This is a genomic window from Nonomuraea sp. NPDC001684, from assembly GCF_053596515.1.
Genome location: NZ_JBSFGJ010000130.1, coordinates 1 through 21,821, shown reverse-complemented (window position 1 = coordinate 21,821; position 21,821 = coordinate 1). Strand labels below are relative to the sequence as shown.

At 74.3% G+C, this 21,821-nt stretch carries 21 protein-coding genes; 5 read left to right on the top strand and 16 right to left on the bottom strand.

Annotation, left to right across the window (positions count from 1 at the left end):
• Together ACWCSD_RS23265 and ACWCSD_RS23260 are read right to left on the bottom strand one after the other, a co-directional pair.
• The coding region (locus ACWCSD_RS23265) for a CBS domain-containing protein (protein ID WP_449917768.1) at positions 1-283 on the bottom strand (283 nt) is incomplete at its 3' end.
• Between the two features lie 107 nt (positions 284-390).
• On the bottom strand, positions 391-1,245 hold the full coding sequence (locus ACWCSD_RS23260; protein WP_358293618.1) for a universal stress protein: 855 nt from the start codon (positions 1,243-1,245) through the stop codon (positions 391-393).
• A gap of 201 nt (positions 1,246-1,446) precedes the next feature.
• Here ACWCSD_RS23260 and ACWCSD_RS23255 point away from each other — a divergent pair, with 201 nt between their 5' ends.
• Positions 1,447-2,322: a universal stress protein gene (locus ACWCSD_RS23255; protein WP_397160089.1), complete on the top strand. Its 876-nt coding sequence runs from the start codon at positions 1,447-1,449 to the stop codon at positions 2,320-2,322.
• Positions 2,323-2,401: 79 nt separating this feature from the next.
• Here the strand turns inward: ACWCSD_RS23255 and ACWCSD_RS23250 are convergent, their stop codons facing one another.
• Together ACWCSD_RS23250 and ACWCSD_RS23245 are read right to left on the bottom strand one after the other, a co-directional pair.
• Positions 2,402-3,007, bottom strand: coding sequence for an Rv1733c family protein (locus ACWCSD_RS23250; protein WP_449917765.1), 606 nt, complete (start codon positions 3,005-3,007; stop codon positions 2,402-2,404).
• Between the two features lie 224 nt (positions 3,008-3,231).
• A complete protein-coding gene (locus ACWCSD_RS23245; protein WP_449917763.1) occupies positions 3,232-4,110 on the bottom strand; it encodes an AMIN-like domain-containing (lipo)protein in 879 nt (292 codons plus the stop codon).
• Between the two features lie 248 nt (positions 4,111-4,358).
• Here ACWCSD_RS23245 and ACWCSD_RS23240 point away from each other — a divergent pair, with 248 nt between their 5' ends.
• The 4 genes from ACWCSD_RS23240 to ACWCSD_RS23225 all read left to right on the top strand — a co-directional run bounded on the left by ACWCSD_RS23240 (position 4,359) and on the right by ACWCSD_RS23225 (position 8,224).
• Complete coding sequence (locus ACWCSD_RS23240; RefSeq protein WP_449917760.1) at positions 4,359-5,333, top strand: Acg family FMN-binding oxidoreductase; 975 nt, start codon at positions 4,359-4,361, stop codon at positions 5,331-5,333.
• A 28-nt stretch (positions 5,334-5,361) separates the two neighbouring features.
• Positions 5,362-6,156 (top strand): polyphosphate kinase 2, encoded by a 795-nt coding sequence (gene ppk2, locus ACWCSD_RS23235; protein WP_449917757.1) that lies wholly within the window; start codon positions 5,362-5,364, stop codon positions 6,154-6,156.
• Positions 6,157-6,284: 128 nt separating this feature from the next.
• On the top strand, positions 6,285-6,956 hold the full coding sequence (locus ACWCSD_RS23230) for an NAD(P)-dependent oxidoreductase (protein ID WP_397160099.1): 672 nt from the start codon (positions 6,285-6,287) through the stop codon (positions 6,954-6,956).
• A 77-nt stretch (positions 6,957-7,033) separates the two neighbouring features.
• Positions 7,034-8,224 (top strand): MarP family serine protease, encoded by a 1,191-nt coding sequence (locus tag ACWCSD_RS23225; RefSeq protein ID WP_449917754.1) that lies wholly within the window; start codon positions 7,034-7,036, stop codon positions 8,222-8,224.
• A gap of 27 nt (positions 8,225-8,251) precedes the next feature.
• Here ACWCSD_RS23225 and ACWCSD_RS23220 read toward each other — a convergent pair whose 3' ends face one another.
• From ACWCSD_RS23220 to ACWCSD_RS23165, 12 genes are all read right to left on the bottom strand, one after another.
• The gene (locus ACWCSD_RS23220) at positions 8,252-9,748 is read right to left on the bottom strand and encodes a carboxylesterase/lipase family protein (RefSeq protein WP_397160103.1); all 1,497 of its coding nucleotides are present in this window, start codon (positions 9,746-9,748) and stop codon (positions 8,252-8,254) included.
• Between the two features lie 363 nt (positions 9,749-10,111).
• Complete coding sequence (locus ACWCSD_RS23215; RefSeq protein ID WP_449917750.1) at positions 10,112-11,212, bottom strand: alcohol dehydrogenase catalytic domain-containing protein; 1,101 nt, start codon at positions 11,210-11,212, stop codon at positions 10,112-10,114.
• On the bottom strand, positions 11,212-12,129 hold the full coding sequence (locus tag ACWCSD_RS23210) for a DMT family transporter (RefSeq protein WP_449917747.1): 918 nt from the start codon (positions 12,127-12,129) through the stop codon (positions 11,212-11,214). The genes ACWCSD_RS23215 and ACWCSD_RS23210 overlap by 1 nt, the downstream gene beginning before the upstream one ends.
• A 27-nt stretch (positions 12,130-12,156) precedes the next feature.
• Positions 12,157-12,768, bottom strand: a complete 612-nt coding sequence (locus ACWCSD_RS23205; RefSeq protein WP_364334559.1) for a glycerol-3-phosphate responsive antiterminator — start codon at positions 12,766-12,768, stop codon at positions 12,157-12,159.
• Positions 12,769-12,778: 10 nt separating this feature from the next.
• Complete coding sequence (locus ACWCSD_RS23200; RefSeq protein ID WP_449917743.1) at positions 12,779-14,332, bottom strand: FAD-binding oxidoreductase; 1,554 nt, start codon at positions 14,330-14,332, stop codon at positions 12,779-12,781.
• On the bottom strand, positions 14,329-16,002 hold the full coding sequence (locus tag ACWCSD_RS23195) for a glycerol-3-phosphate dehydrogenase/oxidase (protein ID WP_449917741.1): 1,674 nt from the start codon (positions 16,000-16,002) through the stop codon (positions 14,329-14,331). The genes ACWCSD_RS23200 and ACWCSD_RS23195 overlap by 4 nt, the downstream gene beginning before the upstream one ends.
• Complete coding sequence (locus ACWCSD_RS23190) at positions 15,999-17,525, bottom strand: FGGY family carbohydrate kinase (protein WP_397160113.1); 1,527 nt, start codon at positions 17,523-17,525, stop codon at positions 15,999-16,001. Before ACWCSD_RS23190 ends, ACWCSD_RS23195 begins: the two co-directional genes overlap by 4 nt.
• On the bottom strand, positions 17,522-18,958 hold the full coding sequence (locus tag ACWCSD_RS23185; protein WP_449917738.1) for an MFS transporter: 1,437 nt from the start codon (positions 18,956-18,958) through the stop codon (positions 17,522-17,524). The genes ACWCSD_RS23190 and ACWCSD_RS23185 overlap by 4 nt, the downstream gene beginning before the upstream one ends.
• Positions 18,959-19,155: 197 nt before the next feature.
• Positions 19,156-19,653, bottom strand: a complete 498-nt coding sequence (locus tag ACWCSD_RS23180) for a hypothetical protein (RefSeq protein WP_449917735.1) — start codon at positions 19,651-19,653, stop codon at positions 19,156-19,158.
• A gap of 105 nt (positions 19,654-19,758) precedes the next feature.
• Positions 19,759-20,292 (bottom strand): GNAT family N-acetyltransferase, encoded by a 534-nt coding sequence (locus ACWCSD_RS23175; RefSeq protein ID WP_449917733.1) that lies wholly within the window; start codon positions 20,290-20,292, stop codon positions 19,759-19,761.
• Between the two features lie 10 nt (positions 20,293-20,302).
• Positions 20,303-20,896 carry a hypothetical protein gene (locus ACWCSD_RS23170; RefSeq protein ID WP_449917731.1) on the bottom strand — a complete coding sequence of 198 codons (594 nt, stop codon included), beginning with the start codon at positions 20,894-20,896 and terminating at the stop codon, positions 20,303-20,305.
• 75 nt (positions 20,897-20,971) lie between these two features.
• Positions 20,972-21,821, bottom strand: an 850-nt coding sequence (locus ACWCSD_RS23165) for an alpha/beta hydrolase family protein (RefSeq protein WP_449917729.1), incomplete at its 5' end; no start/stop codon positions are given.

Below are 21,821 nucleotides of genomic sequence, written 5' to 3'. Positions count from 1 at the left end.
GGTCCGCGGCCGTGACCGCGGTGGCCTTCCTGCCGCCGGGCCGGTGGCGCACCCGGGACAGCAGCGGCGGCCGGTAGCCCTCGCCGGGGAACTGCTCGCGGAACTCCTCCTTGCACAGCAGGTCGGACTCGGAGACGACGCCGATGACGTGCCGGTCGTCGTCGAGCACCGGCACGGCGCCGATCCCGCGGCCGGCCAGCGCCTCGGCGATCTCCTTGAACGGGGTGGCGGCGCCCACGGAGACGACCTCGCGGGTCATCACGTCCTCGACGGTCAGGTTCATCGTTCACCTCGGGGGTTCTCGGTCCTGACTCCATCCCATCCGGCGACGCGGCCCCGCCGTAGGGGCGTTGGTCCCTGGACGGCGGGCCGGGAGTCCCCGCCGCCGCTTCAAGATCGCTCGCGCACCACCGCGACGGTGCAGCGCGCGTGGTGCAGGACGCCGCGCATCACCGAGCCGAGCACGAACGAGCCCAGCCCGCTCCTGCCCTGCGAGCCGAGCACCAGCAGGTCAGCCCGGTCGCCCGCGGCGACGAGCGTCTTGACGGGGTGGCCGCACTGGACGTCCGCGATCACCCTGACGTCGGGATGCCGTTCCTGCCACGGGGTGAGCTGCTCCCTGGTGACGCGCAGGTGGCTCTCCCGCAGCGCTTCGATGTCGCAGGAGAAGTCGGGCGCCAGCGCGAACGGCAGCGGCCAGGCGTGCACCGCCCGCAGGCTGCCGCCGCGCAGCTCGGCCTGCCGGAAGGCGTAGTCGAGGGCCGGTTCGCAGGCGGGGGAGCCGTCCACGCCGACGACGACCTCGTCGTGGGAGGCGGCGTCCCCGTCGCGGACGACGACCACCGGGCCGGGCGCCTGACCGGCCACGCTCATGCTGACCGAGCCGAGCACGGCACCGGCGAAGCCGCCCGCCCCCCTGCGCCCCACCACCAGCTCGGCGGCCTCGGCCGCCTGCTCCCGGAGGGCGACCGACGCCTTCCCGGTCATGACCCGGGTGCTCACCTCGACCGTGGGCCGGCGTTCGCCGACGATCTCCTGCGCCTTGGCCAGGATCTCCCGCGCGCGCTCGGTCATCGAGCTCTCCCACTCGACGGCGGCGATCTGCGGAACCTGGTACGGCCAGGTCTCCACCACGGACACGATCCGCAGCGCGGCCCCCGCCCTGAAGGCGTCGTCGGCAGCCCACGCCACGGCGTCGAACCCGGACGGCGATCCGTCGACACCCACCACGACCAGCTCAGACATCGCTCAATACCTCCCCTACTCATTCAGCCGTCCGGGAGGTGAGCGGACAGGATCGCCAGCCCCAAAACTTGGAGAAATCTGACGGCGGAGGCGATCCGGGGCGGCTCCGGACGGCTTCCGGCCCGCGAACTTGGGGTTTCTTCGCCCGCTCCTGACTTTGGGCAGGCGGGGACCGAGGAAGATCCACGGCCGGGAGGCAGCATGCCGGGACGGATCATGGTCGGCGTGGACGGGTCCGCTCCGTCGGACGCCGCGTTGGGCTGGGCCGCCGACGACGCGGCGCGTACGGGCGCGGAGCTGCACATCGTGCACGCCCTGGACCGGCAGCCGTACAGCGTCGGCAGGTTTCCCGACTTCGGGCAGTGGAACAACCTGCTGCTGGCGGCGTCCAGGGTGCTGGAGCGGGCCGAGGCGGCCGTCCGGGCGCGGCAGCCGTCCGTGCCGGTGCACGCCGAGATCGTGGAGGGGACGCCCGCGGCCGTCCTGCAGGATCAGGCGCGGCGGGCGGACGAGCTGGTCATCGGCAACCGGGGGCTGGGCGGGTTCGCCGGCGCGCTGCTCGGATCGGTGACCACGCAGGTGGCCGGTCAGGTGCGGTGTCCCGTGGTGGTGGTGCGCGCGGACCCGCCGGAGCGGGTCGGCGAGGTCGGCGTCGGGATCGACGACTCCGGCGTCTGCGAGCCGGCCATCGGCTACGCCTTCGAGCAGGCCAGGCTGCGCGGCGCCACGCTGCGCCTGATCCACGCCTGGCAGATCCCCGTGCACGCCTTCGCGCCGGAGATCGCCTACGACGTGGACGAGGTCCGGGCCGCCCAGCGCGCGGTGATCCGGACCAGGACGGCCGGATGGCGGGAGAGGCATCCCGAGGTGACGATCGTGGAGGACGTGCAGAGCGCCCATCCGGTCGAGGCGATCACCGGCGCGCCCTGCGACCTGCTGGTGGTCGGCTCCCGCGGCCGGGGCGCGTTCGGCTCGCTGCTGCTCGGCTCGGTCAGCAGAGGGGTGCTGCACCACGCGCGCTGCCCGGTCGCGGTGATCCGTCCCGCCGACGACGCCGGGGGCCGCGAGCCGCGGTGAAGGACGGGCGGCGCGAATCAGAGCCCCGCGAGCCGGTGAATCAGGGCCCGTGAGCCGTGGTGACGGGAGGGCGGCGCGATCAGGGGCTGCGCCGCCGTCCCCAGTCCTCGCCGGCCCGCGCCCACTGGACCTCCCATTCCCGGTACCGCCGCCGATCCGTCCACCACCGGAACGCCGTGAACCCGCCCGCGGCGGCCAGGGCGATTACGGACATGAGCAGGAGGCCGGTCACCACGCCCCTCGTCCGCAGGACGGTACGGGCGGTGGGCGGCGGCACGGGCCGGCCGGCGGCGTCGATCCACAACGGGACCGTCGAACCGGCCCTGGCCACCCCGGGGACCGGCACCGGGCCGCTGCGCGCCGCGCCCGAGGACGTCGTCCAGCTCGCCATCGCCCGCTGCTCGCCCACCGGCATCTCGGTGAGGGCGACGCGGGCGGCCGGCGCGTCGGCCAGCAGCGTCGCCCTGACCTGGTGCCGCCCCACGGCGTGCGCGCTCTCCTCGTGGAGCGCGCCCTCGTAGGCCAGCCGGCCCACGAGGACGGCGGGCCAGACGCCCGCCAGCACCACGAGCCCGGTCACCAGCACCGCGAGCGCCTCCAGCCGGTCGGAACGGCGGCGCAGGGGATTGCCGTCGGGACGGTACAGGCGTACGCGCCGGGCCAGAAGGTCGATCAACGCTTTCAACGGACACCTCCTTGAAGCACTGTGCGGGCGCCCCGGCGGGGACGGCAGGGGCGGGCGGCTCTTGACGGGAGGACCTTCGTCCCGAGTCCGTCAGGACGGACGGGGCGGCCCCGCGTACGGATCACGGAGGACAAGGCGTGGTCACCCCGCCATCATGAACGAACCAAGAAGATCAACATGGCCGTTCTCCTGGGAAGACGTGCCAAGCGGCACCCCGGCCGGCCTCAGCCGGGCGCCAGCGAACGGGGGATCGAGTCCGACGGCCCGGCGGGATGCCCGGTACGCCCCGCCGCGTCATAGATCTTGACCCACCGGATCGCCGGGAACTGCTTGAGCGTCGGCCTGATCTGGTCGGCGATGGTGAAGGCCGATCCGCTGCCGTCGACCGGGCCGGTCAGGTGGACCCTGGCGATCCCGTCCGCGACGGTCAGCCTGCCGAAGCCGGTGGCCTTGGAGCTGACGAAGCGCAGGCCGCGCGCCCGTTCGGCCTCGGTCGGGCCGGCGAACAGCCGTTGCAGCGCGCCGTAGGCGGTCGCCGGCGGGGCCACCGGGCGGGTCACGGCCGCCGTGCGCGGGCTCCGGGCGGTGGTGTCGAGGAAGTGGTCGCGTACGGACACGGTCCGGTAGGACGTGGTGAGGTCGACGACGACCCGGCTCGGCCGGGTGAGCGTGCGGACCTGGTAGGGCACGCGCCTGGCCAGCCCGACGCCGAAGGTGAGCGCGGCCTCGAAGTCCCCGGTGTTGACGACCTGGACGACGCCGGGCAGCGCGTAGGTGCGGCGGGTGGGGCCGTAGGTGACCCGGCCCCGGCGGTCGTGGCCGTCGGCCTGGTCGAAGCGGACCTGGAGGAGGGCGTCGCCGACCGCGCCGACCGTCCGTCCGGAGCCGTCGGCGACCAGCCGGGACACGTAGCGCACGTCGTGCCGGGCCGGGACCGGGCCGCGGAACTCGAAGACCAGCCGGTCCAGGCCGGGCAGGTGCGCGGCCCGGATGCCGACCAGGACGGGGACGGCGGCCTGCCGCGCCGCCCGCGCGGGTAAGGCCGGCACGCCGGTGACGGTCACCGCCAGGGCGGCGGCGAGGAGGGAACGGATCGGGACCATGATCATCATCTCTTTCCCGTGAACGATCCTGGTCCCAGACTGACGCGCGCGACCGCGGGGCGACACCGCCGGACGTCCTGAACTCCGTGGCCCTCCGGCACTCGCGCCGGCCCCGGAAGTGTCCTTGGACCCTCGTGGCGCGGGTCCTCCGGCCCTGTGCCTGGCGTCCTGGGAGGTCTCATCCTGGCGGGGTAGGCCGGACAGAGAAGACCGAACATTTCGACGCGGTCGTCTTCTGGAGGTGGACCATGAGCACGTGCTCGCCGAGACAGGCCATGGACGCGGCGGTCGAGGCCGCTCGATGGGCCCCTTCCGTGCACAACACCCAGCCGTGGACCTTCTCGGTCTCCGACGTGGAGATCGGGTTGAAGGCCGACACCGGCAGGCAGCTCAAGGCCGGTGACGTGACCGGGCGGGAGCTGGTGATCAGTTGTGGCGCGGCGCTGTTCACGATGTGCGTCGCGATGCGGCGCGCGGGTTTCGAGCCGGTCGTCCGGGTCCTGCCGGATCCCGATCGGCCCGGGTTGCTGGCGACGGTCCGGCCGGGCCGGGAGAGCGAGCCGGACGAGGTGACGCGGGTGCTCGCGGGCGAGATCGAGCGGCGTCACACGCATCGGGCGGGTTTCGCCGACGTCCCGGTCCCTGACGCGTTCGTGGAGTCGCTGGTGAGGGCGGCGATGGGCGAGGGGGTCCGGTTGACGCCCGTCCGGTCGGCGGAGGCGGTGGAGGTGCTGGCCGCGCTGACCCGGGCGGCGCAGGGCGTGCAGGAGCAGGATCAGCGGTTCGGGCTGGAGGTCGTGCGATGGGCCAGGCCGCCGGGCAGCACGCGGGCCGACGGTGTGCCGGCCGGGAGCTACCCGCGAGAGGGCGCGCCGACGGAGGCGGTCTTCCCCCAGCGTCACTACGCGTGGCGGCAGGGCTGGGGCGCGCCGGGCGGCCAGGACGAGACGGCCGTCGGGGTGGTCGCCGTGCTGACCACGCGGGCGGACGACCGGCGGGACTGGCTGGCCACCGGCCAGGCGCTGCAGCGGGTGCTGCTGCAGGCGTCGGCGCACGGGGTCAGCGCCGCCTTCCACACGCAGGCCCTGGAGCTGGAGCTGTTGCGGGAGTTCCTGCGGCTGGAGCTGTGCTCCGGGGAGCATCCGCAGATGATCATGCGGCTGGGGGTCACCTTCGAGGAGAAGGGCACGCCCCGGCGTCCGCTCTCCGACGTCCTGGGGTGAGCGCGGCGCCCTTCTAGAATCCGCAGGCATGGGGACTGACAGGCTGCGCCGCAAGCCGTACGAGAAGGAACTCCTCCGCCTCCAGGAAGAGCTGGTGGAGTTGCAGGAGTGGGTGCGGGCCGAGGGGCGGCGCGTCGTGGTGATCTTCGAGGGGCGCGACGCCGCGGGCAAGGGCAGCACGATCAAGCGGGTCACCGAGTACCTGAACCCGCGGGTGGCCAGGATCGCCGCGCTGCCCGTCCCGACCGACCGGCAGCGGTCGCAGTGGTACTTCCAGCGGTACGTCGAGCACCTGCCGGCCGCGGGGGAGATCGTGCTGTTCGACCGGAGTTGGTACAACCGGGCCGGGGTCGAGCGGGTGATGGGGTTCTGCACGCAGGAGGAGTACACGCGCTTCCTGCACCAATGTCCGATCTTCGAGAGGCTGCTGGTCGAGGACGGGATCCTGCTGCGCAAGTACTGGTTCTCGGTGAGCGACGCCGAGCAGGAGCGGCGCTTCCACGACCGGCTGGCGGACCCGATGCGCCGGTGGAAGTTGTCGGCGATGGACCTGGAGTCGATCACCAGGTGGGAGGAGTACTCCCGGGCCAAGGACGAGATGCTGGTGCACACCGACATCCCCGAGGCGCCCTGGTACGAGGTGGAGAGCGAGGACAAGCGGCGGGCCAGGATCAACATGATCGCGCACCTGCTGTCCACGATCCCCTACCGGCGGGTCGAGCGGGCGCCGCTGGAGATCCCGCCGCGACCGCCCGCCACCGGCTACCGGCGTCCCCCGCGCCGCGCCGGGGGGTACGTCCCCGACGTCACGGCCGACCTCTGAGCGGGCCCGGCAGCCGACGTCCGGGCGCCCGGGGCTGAGGGCCTGGCGGGACGTCACCTTCGGCGGGCTCACTCCGTCTTACGGGTGGCTGTTCGCAGCGGACCCTTTCGGCAACCTTGGAGTGATTCGTGAAACTCACCGTCTTCGGCGCCGGCGGCGGCGTCGGCCGGCAACTGCTCGCCCAGTCACTGGCCCAGGGGCACGACGTCACGGCGGTCGTGCGCGACCCGGCCAGGCTGGACGGGCTGCCGGTCCGGGTCGTGCCCGTCGCCGACCTGACCACGGCCGAGGCAGGCGACCTGCGGCCCGCCGTCGAGGGCGCCGATGCCGTCCTGTCGGCGCTCGGCCCGCCGAACAACGCCGCGGCCGGGGTGGCGTCCCGGGGCACCAAGGCCATCCTCGCGGCCATGGAGGCCGCCGGAGCCCGCCGGCTGGTCGTGGTGAGCGCCGCCCCGGTGGGCACCACCCCCTCGCCGGGCCGCCCCAACCCGCCCCGGCACGACCCGGGCGACGGGCCGTTCCTGCGATACGTGGTGTATCCGCTGGTCAAGGCCGCGCTGCGCCCGCAGTACCTGGACCTGGCCGTCATGGAGGACGCCGTGCGCGACAGCGGCCTGGACTGGACGCTGGTCCGGCCGGTGCAGCTCACCGACAAGCCCTTGACCGGCGCCTACCGGACGGCGGTGGGCCAGAACGTGCCCGGCGGCCGGTACGTCTCCCGCGCCGACGTCGCCCACGCCATGCTCGCCGCGCTCGGCCGTCCGGAGACGGTCCGGCAGGTCATCGGCATGGCTGACTGACCCGCTCGCCGATCAAGGAAATCCGGCGTACCGGACTTGATCCTCCCTTGTGGGGGAAAAGATGATTGTCTTTGCTTGTGTCCGGTGATCTGCTCGACGTCGTCCTGGTCGTTCTGGTGGTCGGGTTCGGCGTGGCGGGGTTCCGGCAGGGGTTCGTCGTCGGGGTGACGAGCTCGATCGGGTTCGTCGCCGGATGCGTGCTGGGCATCGCCGTCGCCCCCGCCGTGACGAACGCGCTCGTGACCGGCGACATCGCGCAGACGGCCTTCGCGGTCGTCATCGTGTTCCTGATCGCGCTGGCCGGCCAGTTCGCCGCGTCCACCCTGGGGGTGCGGTTACGCACGTACCTGCCCGGCGAACCGGCCCGGATCCTGGACTCCCTGGGCGGCGGGCTGGTCAACGCCACGTTCGTGCTGCTGGTCGCCTGGCTCGTGGGCAGCCTGCTGGTGTCCGGCCCGTGGACGCTGGTGGTGGAGCAGATCCGCGGCTCGGCGCTGCTGTCCACGCTCGACGCGGCGGCGCCCGAGGCGGCGCGGAACTGGCAGCGGCCCTTCAAGCGGTTCATCGACCGGTCCGACTTCCCGCCGGTGCTCGACACCATCGCCGGGATGAGCCCCGTCCGGGTGCCGCCGCCGGACGTGGCCGTGCTGCGCAGCCCGGCGCTGCGGCAGGCCAGGACGGGCATCCTGCAGGTCCAGGGGACCGCCTCCTCCTGCGGCAAGCGCATCACCGGCACCGGCTTCACGTACGCGCCCGACCACATCATGACCAACGCGCACGTCGTGGCCGGGGTGGACACGGACCTGCAGGTGGTCGACCACCAGCAGCGGCCGCACCCGGCGCAGGTCGTCTGGTACAACCCCCGGCGGGACGTCGCGGTCCTGTACGTCCCCGGCCTCGGGCTGCCCCCGCTCTCCTTCGACACCCGGGCCAGGGAGGGTCAGGACGCGCTGGTCGCCGGCTACCCGAACGGCGGCGGCTTCACGCCGGAGCCCGCCCGCGTCGCCGCGCGGCAGCGGGCCGGCAGCCCCGACATCTACCACGCCTCGCAGGTGACCAGGGACGTCTACCTGGTCCGGGGCAAGATCCAGCAGGGCAACTCCGGCGGCCCGCTGCTCGCCGTGGACGGCCGCGTGCTGGGCGTGATCTTCGCCGCCGTCGCCGGCCAGGTGGAGACCGGCTACGCGCTGACCGCCGGCGAGGTCGCGCCCGACGCCCGCCAGGCCGCCACGGCCACGAACCCCGTCAGCACCCAGTCCTGCGACTGACCCCGGCCCGCCCGCGGTGACCGGTGCTCACGCCGGCCCGGACGCCGCCAGCGGGAGCGGGTCGAAGGCGTGCCCGGCCCACAACCGGCGCGACGCCTCCTCCGGGTACGCCGCCGTGCCCGGCTCGGCGTCGATGATCCAGGTCAGCCGCTCGCGCGGCTCGTACGCCGGCCAGCCCGGGTCTCCGGTCGCGGCGAAGGCGGTCCACGCCGCCCGCACCCGGGCCGACAGCTCGGCGGCCTCCGGCGGCGGCTCCTGGCCGAGCAGCAGCCCGGCCGCGCCCGCGGTCAGGTTGCCGAACGTCAGCGGCAGGCCCAGCCCGTGGCACGCGCCGAGCATCCCGCCCATGCCGGGGGCGGGCCAGGTCAGCTCGTACAGGTGAGCCCGGCCGCGCCCGCCGTGGGCCTCGGCCAGCCGTACGGACGGCATCCGGAACAGCCAGTCGGAGTGGACCAGCTCGTACAGCCGCTCGTCGCCGGCCTCCGGATGGGCGGCCCGGTAGGCCGCCGGGTCGGGGGCCAGCGCCCGCAGCGCGGCGGCCGCCTGCTCGGCGGTGACCTGGCCGAGCTCGCCGCCGAGCGCCATGAACAGCCGGTACTCGTCGCGGTTGTGCCCCACGAGCAGGTCCACCCCGCCTGCCGGCGACCGCCAGGGCGTCGCGGGCAGCACCTCGCCGTCCACGACCGGCGCGAACGGCGTGCGGACGTGCGCGGCCAGGCCCCAGCGCGGACTGCCGCCCATGCCGGCCGCCACCGCGTCGCCGGCCTCGATCAGCCGTTCCTGCGGCAGGCGCGCCAGCTCGTCCGCGTGCGGGGCCGCTCCCAGCTCGGCGGCCACCGCGGCGGCGAGATCGGCGGCCAGCTCGGGGGTGAAGAACAGGCCCGGCACGCTCTGCGCGATCGCCCGGCGGAACAGGCCGGCCGCGCCGGGCATCGTCATCAGCGCCGCGATGCTCCCGGCTCCGGCGGACTCGCCGAAGACGGTGACCAGGTCGGGGTCGCCGCCGAAGGCCGCGGCGTTCTCGCGCACCCAGCGCAGGGCGGCCACCTGGTCCAGCAGGCCGCGGTTGGCGGGCGCGCCGCGGAAGTGCCCGAAGCCCTCGGCGGAGACCCGGTAGTTGACGGTGACCACGACGACGCCGTCCCGGGCGAGCACGCCGCCGTCGAAGAGCGGGTCGCCGGACCAGCCGTACATGTAGCCGCCGCCGTGGATCCACACCATCACCGGCAGCCGGGTCGCGCCCAGGTCGGGGGTCCACACGTTGGCGGTCAGCCAGTTCCCGTCGGTGCCGGCGTCGCCGGCGGCGCCCAGCAGCCTGGACTGCGGCGGCGGCGGGCCGAACGCGGCGGCCTCGCGCACGCCGTCCCACGCCTCGGGCGGCGCCGGGGCGGCCAGCCGCAGGCCGCCCACCGGTGGGCGCGCGTACGGCACGCCGCGGAAGACGGCCACGCCGCCCTCGATCCGGCCGCGCAGCCGGCCCGTGCGGACGGTGACCTGCGGGTGAGCGGTTCCGGCGGCGCTCATGGCACGCTCCTCGTCCGGGGGACGGCTCCGACGGCCGTGCGCGGCTATCCTCACCCCGGACGGGGGCCGGCCGCATCCCGTTTTCCGACGGCCGGGCCACGGCGATGGCATGGGACGGCCAGGTGGGGGTATGCGGTCCGGATCTCCCACCCCGGAAGGAGCCGCCGGAATGTCTGGCCGCATCGCCGACCCGTGGGGTTCGCGCACGCCGTACGGGCCGCGCGAGGACGGCGCACATGGACGGCAAGACCCGGCGACTGCGAGGACGAGACCGCCACCCAGATGACCTGGGCCCGCGGCCGGATGAAGCAGGCGGCCCGCAGACGCTGGTCGTCGCGTCCGGGTAGCGCCCGGCCCCGGCGGTCAGCCGTCGAAGACGATCAGCTGGCGCAGGGCGGCGCCGTCGGCGAGCTGGTCCATCGCCTCGTTGACGGCCGCCAGGCCGATCCGGGCCGAGACCAGCCGCTCCACCGGCAGCCGGCCCTCGCGCCACATCCGGGCGAACACCGGGATGTCGCGGGCCGGCAGCGCCGAGCCCAGGTAGCTGCCGATGACGCTGCGCCCGCCGGCCACCAGCGCGAGCGGCGAGATCGAGGCGCGGGCGCCGGGCGCGGGCAGGCCCACGCTGACGGTGCGGCCGCCGGGGGCCGTCGCGGTCACCGCGGTCTCGAACGCCCGCGCGCTGCCCGCCGCCTCGACCACGACGTCCGCCTCACCGGGCAGCTCGTCCGGGCCGTACACCTCGTGCGCGCCCAGCTCGCGGGCCATGGCGAGCTTGGCCGGGTTGGCGTCCACGCCGATCACCCGGACGTCGTCGAGGGCCAGCGCGGTGAGCAGCGCCGCCATGCCCACGCCGCCCAGCCCGACGACCGTGACCGTCTGCCCGGGGCGCGGCCGGCCCGCGTTGAGCACCGCGCCGCCGCCGGTCAGCACGGCGCAGCCGAGCAGGGCGGCGACCTCGGCCGGCACGTCGGGATCGACCGGGACGACCGAGCGCCGGTCGACCACCACGTGCGTGGCGAACGCCGACACCCCGAGGTGGTGCAGCACCGCGACGCCGTCCCTGTGCTGGCGGACCGCGCCGCTCAGCAGGGTGCCGTCGTTGTTGGCGGCGCTGCCCGGCAGGCAGGGCGTCACGCCCTCGGTGGCGCAGCCGGCGCAGCCGCCGCACCTGGGCAGGAAGGTCATCACGACGCGCCGCCCGGGGGCGAGGTCGTCGACGCCCGGCCCGGTCCGCTCGACCACGCCCGCCGCCTCGTGGCCGAGCAGCATGGGCACGGGACGCACCCGGTTGCCGTCCACCACCGACAGGTCGGAGTGGCACACGCCGGCCACCTCCACCCGCACCAGCAGCTCGCCCGGCCCCGGCGGATCGAGTTCGAGGTCGCAGACCGTCAGGGGCCGCGACTCCGCGTAGGGCCGGGACCGGCCGATCTCCTCCAGGACCGCGCCGCGAATGCGCATCAGTTCGCCCTTCTTCGTGTCGAGAGGTTGGCCAGCAGCACCCCGCAGCCGCCCAGGACGAGCCCGGCCACGGCGAGCGGGGGCAGCGGCTGCCCGGCCAGCGACCAGGCCAGCACGGCGGTCACGGCCGGGGTCAGGAAGAACACCGTGCTCACCCGGCTGGCCGGGGAGCGCAGCAACATCCGGTTGAGCAGGATGAACGCCGCGATGGAGTTGACCAGCGCCATCCAGCCGACCGACAGCCCGAACGCCGTCCAGTCCGACACCCGGACCGGGCCGAGCGCCAGGCAGGCCAGCCCGGCGGCGGGGGCGCTGACCAGCAGCTGCACCGCGGTGCCGCTCAGCGCGTCCATGCGGGGGGCGTACCGCTGCTGGTAGAGGGTGCCCGCGCTGAGCCCGGCCAGCCCCAGCAGGCACAGCGCCACCCCGGACGCGGACAGGCTGATCCGGTCGGCCACCGCCAGGACCACCCCGGCCAGGCCGAGCGCGAACCCGGCCCACTGCCCGGCGCCGACCCGCTCGCCCAGCACCCGGCCGACCAGCAGGATGACCACCGGGTTCAGCCCCTGCACCAGGGACACGACCGCGGCCGGCAGGCCCGCGCCGAGCGCGCTGTAGAAGGCGCCGAACTGCACGGCCTGCATCAGCAGCCCGGCCACGGCCACGTGCGCCAGGTCCCGCCCCCGGGGCCACGGCACCCGCCTGACCAGCGCGTACGCCCCCAGCAACACTCCGGCGACGGCGAACCTGCCGAACATCAGCAACAGCGGCGGCGCCGCCCTGACCCCCGGGATCCCCGCGATGAACGCGCTGCTCCACAGGACGACGAACACCCCGGGCGCCACCGGCCACCGCCTCCCGGCGCGCCGGACGGGCGCCGTGGCGGCGGCGGTCTCCCACACGCGGGCAGGCGTCATCGCAAGGTCCTTCCGGATGAAGACGGATCAGGAGGCGCGCAGGGCCGAGCGGCGCAGCCCCCACAGCTCCTCGTCGGAGGTGCACACGCCGACGGCCCCGTGCCGCAGCGCCTCCACCACGTCGTCCGCGCTCTGCACGAACCCCGCGGCCAGGCACGGCACGCCCACCGCCCGCACCTGCCGCTCGACGTGCCGCAGCACCATGGCCGGCATGAGCTGCACCAGGTCGGGCCGCGACCGGGTGATGGACTGCAGGCTGCGCCGCAGGTTCGACCGGTCGGTGACGAACACCTTCTGCATGGTCAGCAGCCCGAGCCCGGTGGCCCGCTCGATCATCGCCTGCCGCGTGGAGACGACCCCGACCGCGCCGATGCCCTGCAGGTAGGCCAGCGCCCCGGGATCGTGCCCCAGGCCGGGGGTGGAGTCGATGTTGACGAATGCGATCTTCCGGGCGGCCACCGTGCGCTGGACCGTGGCCGCCAGGTCGCCGAGCGGGATCGAGGCCAGGATGCCGATCGGCGTGGCGGAGGAGGTGAACCGCTCGACCATCTCCACCCCCACCAGCGACGCGGCGACGGGATGCTCGGCCAGGGCGGCGAGCAGGCGCTGATCCAGCGGACCCTTGTGTCGAGAGTTCACCGCATCCACCTTAGTGCGCCGTGTTTTCGAAGGGTGCGGGCAGCCCCAGCTTGCCGGGGTTCATGATGCCCCGGGGGTCCAGCGCCTGCTTGACCGCCACCAGCGTGGGGTAGCCGCTGCCCAGCGCGTCCCGCATGTACGGCGAGCGCAGCAGGCCGACGCCGTGGTGGTGGCTGATCGCCGCGCCGTGCCTGACGAGCACCTCGGCGGCGGCGTCCCAGGCGGCCCGGTACCAGGCGCGCCGCTGGTCGCGCTCGACGTCGCCGCGCAGCGAGAAGTACAGGCAGGCGCCGTCGGTGTAGGCGTGCGACTGGTGGGCCGAGGCGCGCAGCGTGCCGGGGACGGCCTCGATGGCGGCCACGACCTCGTCGTACAGGGCGGGCAGCGCGGCCCACGGCCCGGCGATCTCGCAGGTGTCGGAGACGAACCCCGGCCCCCGGACGAAGCCGTCGGCGGCCTTGCCGACGATCATGCGCTCGTCCAGCCAGCGGGCGAAGACGGCCGCGCCGTCCAGTTTCACCGACGCGCGTTCGGCGCAGACCTCGTCGGCGATCTTCATGACTGCGTCGACCAGCACCGGGTCGCCCTCGTCGGCGACGAGCAGCAGGTTGGTGCCGGGCTCGCCGAAGTGGGTGCCGCTCTCGTGCGCGTCGTACAGGCGCAGCGCGGCCGGGGTGGCGCCGCGCTGCAGGATCTCCCGGCACGCGTCGAGCCCGGCGGCGAAGGTGTCGAAGCCGTAGGCGATGCCCACCGCGTAGTCGGGCAGCCGGTGCGTACGCAGCCGCAGCCGGGTGATGACGCCGAGCGTGCCCTCCGAGCCGATGAACAGCTGCCGCAGGTCGGGGCCGACCGCGGCGCGCGGGTAGGTGCCGTAGCTGGCGGTGGTGCCGTCGGGCAGCACCACGTCCAGCCCGACCACCATGTCCTCGATCTTGCCGTAGCGGGTGGAGAGCTGGCCCGCGCCGCGGCAGGCGGCCCAGCCGCCGACGGTGGAGATGGCGAACGCCGACGGCCAGTGGCCGGTGGTGGCGCCGTGCGTCTCCTGCAGCTCCTTCTCGAACAGGTCGCCGAACATGCCGGCCTGCACCTCGACGATCATGGATTCGGCGTCGAAGGACAGGATGCGGTTGAGCCGGCACACGTCCAGCACGACGCCGCCGTGCACGGGCAGCGCGGCGCCCAGCACGTTGCTGCGCCCGGCCGAGACGGTCAGCGGGATGCGGTGCTCGTGGCAGATCCGGACCACGGCGGCCACCTGCTCCTCCTCGTCCACCTCGACCACGACCGCCTCCGGCGTGGCCGGGCGGCCGTCGGTCTCGCCGATGGAGGTGCCCGCCCACCAGTCGCGGGTGCGCAGGATCACCTCGTCCCGGTCGGTGTGCACGGCGGCGCCGAGCGCGCGCAGCGCGGCCACCACGCGCTCGGGGACCGGCACGACCTGGCCCTGCAGGCTGGCCGGGCCCTTCCCCGGCGGGCAGTCGGCGGCCCAGCGCGGCGGCGTGGGCGCGCCCCCGACGGAGTCGCCGCGGTTGAACGGATGGGTGACGGTCTGCCTGCTGATCATGAAAGTCCCTCCATCAGAACGCTCTTCTCGCGGTCCACGCCGCGTACGTAGTCCTCGACCTGCCGGGCCACCTCGTCGTCGGAGAGGCCGAGCTCGCGCTGGAGCAGCCGGCCCACCTCGGGAGCCGCCTCGACCGACAGGTCGCGGGCGAAGACCCGCATCCGGGTGCGCCGCGACAACACGTCGTCCACGTTCCTGGCCAGCTCGCAGCGGGCCGCGTAGACCACCTCGGCCCGCAGGTACTCGCTGCCCTCGACGACCGGCCCGGCCAGCGTCGGGTCCTCGGTGATCAGGTCGGCGACGAACCTGGCCTCGGTGCCGTACCGCTCGCCCAGGTGGGCGCCGAGCCCGCCGGTCGCGGTGGTCGCCTCGGCGTCGTAGCCCGCGCCGCCGAGCAGCGGCAGCCGCGCGGTGCGGCAGCGGGCCTTGCGGCCGAGCACCTTCAGCGCCTCGTCCACGGCCAGCTCGCCCATGTGCCTGCTGGTGGTCAGCTTGCCGCCGGTGACCGTGACCAGGCCGAAGCCGTCGGTGATGATCCGGTGGTCGCGGCTCATGTCGAGCGTGGCGCCCTCCTTCTCGCCGACCAGCGGGCGCAGCCCGGCGATCGAGCCGATCACGTCGTCCGGGGTGAGATCGGCGTCGAAGGCGGTGTTGGCGCCGTCGAGCAGGTACTGCATCTCCTCGCGGGTGCACAGCACCTCGTCGGGCGAGCCGTCGTAGTCGGTGTCGGTGGTGCCGACCACGACCACGTCGCCCCAGCGGGTGCAGGTGGCACGGCGGGCCCGGCCGGGCACCGGGACGGTGACCGTGCCGTCCACCGGCAGCCGCGTCCACGGCACCACGATGTGCACGCCCTTGGCCGGACGCACCCGCGGCCGGTGCGCCGGATCGGACAGCGCGTCCAGGGTGTCGGTCCACACGCCGGTGGCGTTGACGACGACCCCGGCGCGCACCTCGACCGTGCGGCCGTCCACCTCGACGCGGGCGCCGCGCACCCGGCCGCCCTCCTTGACCAGCTCGCGGCAGGTGGCGCCGTTCAGCACGGTGGCGCCGAAGTGGGCGGCGGTCCTGGCGATGGTCAGGGTCAGGCGGGCGTCGTCGGTGCGGCTGTCGTAGTAGAGCAGGCCGCCCTTGAGCCGGTCGGCGCGCAGCCGCGGCGCCCTGGCCAGCACCTCGGCCACGCTGAGCCGCTGGTGCAGCCGGCCGATGCGCCAGCCGCCCGCCAGGTCGTAGGTCCACAGCAGGCCCTCGAAGGCCTTGGCGATGCGGGCGTCGAAGACGCCGTCCTGGGCGAGGATCGGCAGCACGAACGGCAGCCGCCGCACCAGGTGGGGCGCGTTGCGGCGGAACCGCTGGCGCTCCAGCAGCGAGCGGCGCACCAGCGGCAGGTTGCCCTGCTCGATGTAGCGCAGGCCGCCGTGGACCATCTTGGAGGACTTGGAGGAGGTGCCCGAGGCGAAGTCGTCGCGTTCCACCAGCGCCACGCTGAGGCCGCGGGTGGCGGCGTCCAGCGCGGCGTAGCAGCCGGTCACGCCGCCGCCGACGACGAGCACGTCCACCGGCCTCGCGGCCAGCCGCTCGATCTGCGCCTGACGGTCCAGCCGCAGCGGGGTGCGCCGGATGGCGCTCCTGGTCTCCGATCTGGGCTTGCGTTCTGGAAGCCGGATCACGAGGGGAATTCCTCCTGTTGGTACGAGATGTGCCGGGAGAGCAGGTCACGCCAGGCGGCGCGGGCCTCCTCGCGGGCGGCGTCGGGCAACGTGGGCTCGAAGACGGGGACGTCGCCGAGCCCGGCGAGGGCGGCGGGCAGGTCGGGCCAGAGCCCCGCGCGCACGCCCCCGAGGTAGGCGGCGCCGCGCAGGCTGGCCGTCTCGTTGGCGCGGGCGCGGCGGACCGGCCGCCCGACGAGGTCGGCCTGGCTCGCCATCAGCACGTCGCTGCTGGCCAGGCCGCCGCCGCAGAACAGATCGGTGACCGGCGCGCCGAGCGCCTGCTCCACCCCGTCCAGCAGGTCGCACACCGAGTGCGCGATGCCCTCCAGGACGCCCCGGGCCAGCTCGGCCCGGGTGGTGGACAGGCTGAGCCCGGTCAGGACGCCGGTGGCCTCGGGCGACCAGACCGGGGTGCGCATCCCGGCCAGCGCGGGCAGGAACCGCACCCGGCTCGGCCCGGGATGCTCGCGGGCCAGCGCGGTCAGCTGGGCGGGGGAGTCGAACAGCCCGATCTCCTCGCACAACCAGCGCACCGCCGAGCCGGTCGTGGCGGCGTAGCCCTCCAGGCTGAACACCGCCGCGCCGCGCGAACGCCAGCCGACCAGCGTCAGCACCCCCGGCACCGCCCGGCGATGAGCGGGCGGCCGGTCGCCGGCCACGGCGTCCAGGAACGTTCCCGTGCCGTGCACGCACATCGCCTGGCCCGGCCGGTGCGCGCCGAGCGCGATCATCGCGGCGTGCTGGTCGCCCATCACCGACAACACCGGCAGCCGCACGCCGAGCACCGACGGGTCGGTGTGGCCGTAGTCGCCGTCCTCGTCCAGGATCTGCGGCAGCACGTCGCGGGGGCAGCCGAGGAAGTCCCGCCACGGCTCGTACCAGTCGCCGGTGCGCAGGTCATAGGCGCCGGCGGCGACCGCGTTGGTGGCGGACATGACGTGCCGCGCGCCGCCGGTCAGCCGCCACACCAGCCAGGTGTCGACCGATCCGAAGGCCACCCGTCCCGCCTCGTGCGCCCGGCGCACGTCCGGGTCGTCGCGCAGCACGTCGGCGGCCCACAGCAGCGGCGCGCGCGAGCCGACCGGCCGGCCGGTGTGCTCGACCAGGCGGGCGTCCCAGCCGGGCTCCCATTGGCGCAGCCGGGCGGCGTAGCGGCGGTCCTGCCAGACCACGGCGGGGGTGAGCGGCTCGCCGGTGACGGTGTCCCACAGCAGCACGGTGGCGCGCTGGGTGGCGATCGACACGCCGGTGACCTCGACGTCGTGCGCCCGCGCCCACTCCAGGGCCTGCGCGCAGACCTCGGCGGTCTTCGCCCAGATCTCCATGGCGTCCTGCTCGACCCGCAGATGGTCGGGGGAGTGGACCGAGATGGGCCGGTAGGCGGGCGGGGCCGCCGAGCCGTCGTCCAGGACGACGGCGGCGCGCGTGCCCGTGGTGCCCTCGTCGACGCTGAGGATCCCGCGCCGGGTACGGCCGGTCATCGGCGCTCGTCCCTCTTCCGCAGCGCGATCTCCTCCTCCTCCAGGTTGACCGCCACGCGGGTGGGGTCCCACTTGATCAGCAGGCAGGTGACCAGGCCGACCAGCGGCACCACCGAGAGCACCATGAGGCTGGCGCCGACCCCGATGCCCGCCTGCAACTGCGGGAACAGGTACAGGCCGGCGACCGAGCCGAGGCTGCCGAGCATGCCGGTCACGCCGGTGCCCAGGGTGCGGATGTCGCTGCGGTAGGACAGCGCGGCGATCGACTTGCCGTTCGGGCCGGGCCCGGCGGAGTGGAAGAAGATGAACAGCACGGGCAGCAGCGCGGCCAGCGCGACCGGCAGCTCCTTGAACGTCGCGCCCATCACCAGCAGCGCCACGAACACCACCGCGTACCCGGCCATCGAGCTGACCCGCAGGCCGAGGCGGCGGCCCGTGTAGGCCGCCAGGCAGCCGCCGACGATGCCGACCGCGTTGAACGCCATCGACCCGATCGTGGCCTTCTCGAACTCCTTGCCGAACAGCTCCAGGCTGATCACCGGCAGGTACCAGCCGACCGCGAAGTACTGCATGGCCTGGGTGAGCGAGATGACCGTGGACAACACCGTGCGCGGCAGGTACGGCCTGCGGAACAGCACGCCCGCGTCCCCGAACCCCACCTGCCGCCCCTGCTCGGCCGCGACGCCGTCCCGCCCGGCGTCCTCCTGGACGGCGAAGCCGTACATGCGGCGCAGGGCCGCGGCGGAGTCGCGCAGCCGTCCCTTGGCGGCCAGCCACGTCGGGCTCTCCACCAGGAAGGCGAGTTGCAGCACCAGCAGCACGACGGCGAAGACGGCCGAGGAGCCCACCGACCAGCGCCAGATGTCCGCGCCCACGTCGAAACGGTAGAACACCAGCGTGAGCAGCAGGTTCGTGGTGGTGGCGGTGTACCAGACGCCTTGCCAGAAGTTGAGCCTGCCCTTGAGCGCGGACGGCGTGTACTCGGCCAGCAGCGCCATGGCCACCGCGAAGTCGATGCCGTACGCGATGCCGACCAGGCCGCGGCCGGCGAAGACGGTCTGGAAGTCGGAGCCGGACGCGGTCAGCAGCGCGCCGAGCGCGAACACCACCTTGGTCAGCAGCAGCGGCTTGACCCGGCCGATCCGGGCGGCCAGCCAGCCGCCGAACGGGTTGGAGATGATGGCGATGGCCGGCGCCATGGCGGTGAGCACGCCCACCTGGCCCGGCGACAGGCCGAGCTGCTTGACCATGGGGGACAGGCCGGCGCCCAGGGCCGCGTTGGAGTAGGCGTCCAGGAACAGGCCCGCCAGGGCGAGGAACCAGATCCAGTTGGCCCGGCCGGCCAGCCTCGTCAGGGTGTTGATGACGTCGGCCGCGTCTCCGGCGTTGCGGATCCGCGTGACCGAGGTGTTCTGCACGGGGGCGTCGCTCATGCCCAGCCGCCTTTCAGGGGGGTGTGATCCCTTGCCAGCGGTCCGGATACGACAAAGGCACAGACGAAGACCACTGACAGGGATCTCTTCGTCTGTGCCTGCCGATTGACGGGACACTATGTGCCGGTTGTCCGGTATGTCAAGCGGTCGCGGTCGTATCGCCGCAGCTCGCACGCCCTGCCCGGCGGACCGGCCGGTCAGGAATACCTGATCTCCCACCAGCCGCGGGTGCACGACCACTTGCCCGCGGCCTTCACGCAGGCGCGGAACTTGCGGCCGTTCGGGGCGTCCACCGCGTACGACGTGACGCTGCGGCGTCCGCCGCCCCGGACGACCGCGTGGCAGGCGTGGTAGGTGCGGCCTCCGTCGTCGGTCCAGTCGATGGAGATGCGGTCGCCGGAGCGCAGGCTGGTGCCCCAGGCCCACCACACGTTCCGGCCGCGGTAGACGCCGTCGGCCTCGTACAGGTAGACCGTGCCGCGGCGGCCCTTCGCCTTCGCCATGCGGTGCCAGGTGCTCCTGGGCACGTCCCGGCTCACCCGCAGCCGCGCGCCGCACGAGTAGTTGATCGGCCCGGCGGCCTGCGTCCGGGACACCTGCCGGGCGTCCTGGACGGAGGCGCCGGCGGGCGAGGCGACGGTCAGGAGGCCGCCGGCCACCACCGCGGCGAGCGCCAGAGCTGGAAGGTTGCGCATGTGCTCCCCCTTGGTGCGGAATCGTGTGATCGCAACGTAGGGGCGCCGGTGTTGAGGATCCGTTGAGCCCGTGTTGATCTCCGCCGGGGTCCGCGCCGCCGCTGGTCAGCCGCCCGGAGGGGCCGGGGTCCGGTCCAGGTCGGCGCGGACGATGCCGTACATCACGCCGTCACGCCACTCGCCGGCGCGGAAGCCGCAGCCGCGCAGCACGCCCTCCCGGGTGAAACCGGCCTTCTCCAGCGCCCGCTGCTCGGCCACGTTGCCGAGCTCGGTGGTCGCCTGCACCCGGTTGACCGGTGAGTGGTCGAACAGGTAGCGCGCCAGCAGCCGCTGCGCCCGCGTCCCGTGCCCCTTGCCGCGGAAGCCGGGCGCCACGATGAGGCCCGTCTCCCAGCAGTACGACACCCGGGAGGTGAGCTGCCTGCGCCACGACACGAGGCCCGCCCGGTCCTCGCCGGAGGCGATCACGAGCATGCCGCCGTCCTCGCCGAGCATCCCGTTCTCCTCCCAGAGGCGGCGCAGGCGGTGGGGGTCCTGCCAGCCGTACCACTGGTACTCGCCGCTGCTGTCCGGGTCGCCGATCAGGCGGGTCAGGAACGCCAGGTCGTCCTCGCGGACGGCGCGCAGTTCGATCGTCATGATCGCGACACTATGGGACGGACGTGACGTCGGCGCGGGCCCGGCGTCCGGCCCGCAGCGCCAGGGCCAGCGCCGCCAGCAGCGCCGCGCCCGCGAACGGCGGCCACGACAACCCGGACGGCGGCCCGAACGTCCCGCCCGCCCCCGCGCGGTCGAGCACGGCGGCCACCGCGAGCGCGGGCAGCGCCTGGGCCGCTCCCGAGACGAGCGCGAGGACGGCGAGCCAGGCGACCCGCGCCGCGTTGCCGCGGCGGTACGGCTCGCCCTCGAACACCGACGTCAGCAGCCCTCCGACCAGGAGGGCGGCGACGAGCGCGCACAGGCCGCCGACCAGCACGTCCGCCCGGAAGAGCACCTGCTCGGCCGCCGTCGAGTCCCAGACCCGCAGCGACAGCTCCCCGCCTCCCAGGGAGAGGCCGCGGGGCAGCTTCACCCCGCTCAGCCCGAGCCGCTCGGCGGCCTCAAAGCGGGGGAGGACGCGAACGACCATCTCCCCGCCGGCCTGCGTGGCGCCGTTGACGGCGTAGGCGACCCCCCACACCCCCGCGACGGCCCCGGCGAACCTGACCACGTAGAGGGCCAGCCGCACGAACAGACGATCCATGGACGCTCCAAGGAGACGGACCGATGGTCGTTCATCATGCCCGCCGGAACGGCCCCGCGTACAGACGCCCCCGGGTCATTCGCAGGTCCTGTCCTCCGGGCTGCAGAACCTGACCTCGGGGACGTCGGCCGACGGCTTGTCCAGCAGGGGCCGGGGCTGACCGCGCAGGTGCCGGTCGAAGAAGGCGGTGACGTAGGCGCGGGTGACGCCGAGTGCGCGGGCGCCGGGCACGGCGGCGCCGTCCTCGATGCCGACCTGGTCCATCAGGACGCCCAGGTCGGTGAAGGACGTGTGCGCGGCCCCCGTCAGCAGCAGCCAGCGCTTCCATCCGGTCAGCCGCGCCCAGACGCGCTCCCACGTGGCGGCCGGCTCGCCCGTGCCCGGCGTGTACGAGGAGGGCTTGCCCAGGAACAGGAACGGCCGGGACGTCCCGGCCTCCGGGAGCGTCGTCTCCACGCTGCCGTCGAGGTCGATGCCGGCGCGCAGCCGGGTGTCGGCCGCGATCGAGGCGACGGTGGCGGCGCCGCCCGCCGAGTGACCGGCCATGGCGATCCTGGACGGGGCGATCAGGCGGGACCCCTTCCACGGCGCGTGCGCGCCGGTGAGCCGGTCGAGCACGAAGGACACGTCGGCCGCCCGGCTCTTCTCCAGCTTCGCCCACCAGGCCGGGCCCTTGTCGTCGATCTCGCAGGTGACGCAGGTGGTGACCCGGCCGTCCGGGAAGGAGGTGGCGACGTTCTCGTAGGTGTGGTCGATGGCGGCCACCGCGTACCCGTGGCTGGCCAGCTCCTCGGCCAGGGCCGTGAGCTCCGTGCGGGGCTTGCTGTGCCACGCGCCGGTGCCCGAGGGGGCCGACTTCGAGCAGATGACCGACGCGTGGATGATGGCCGACGCGGCCACGCTGCGCGCCCTGCTCGCCATCCGC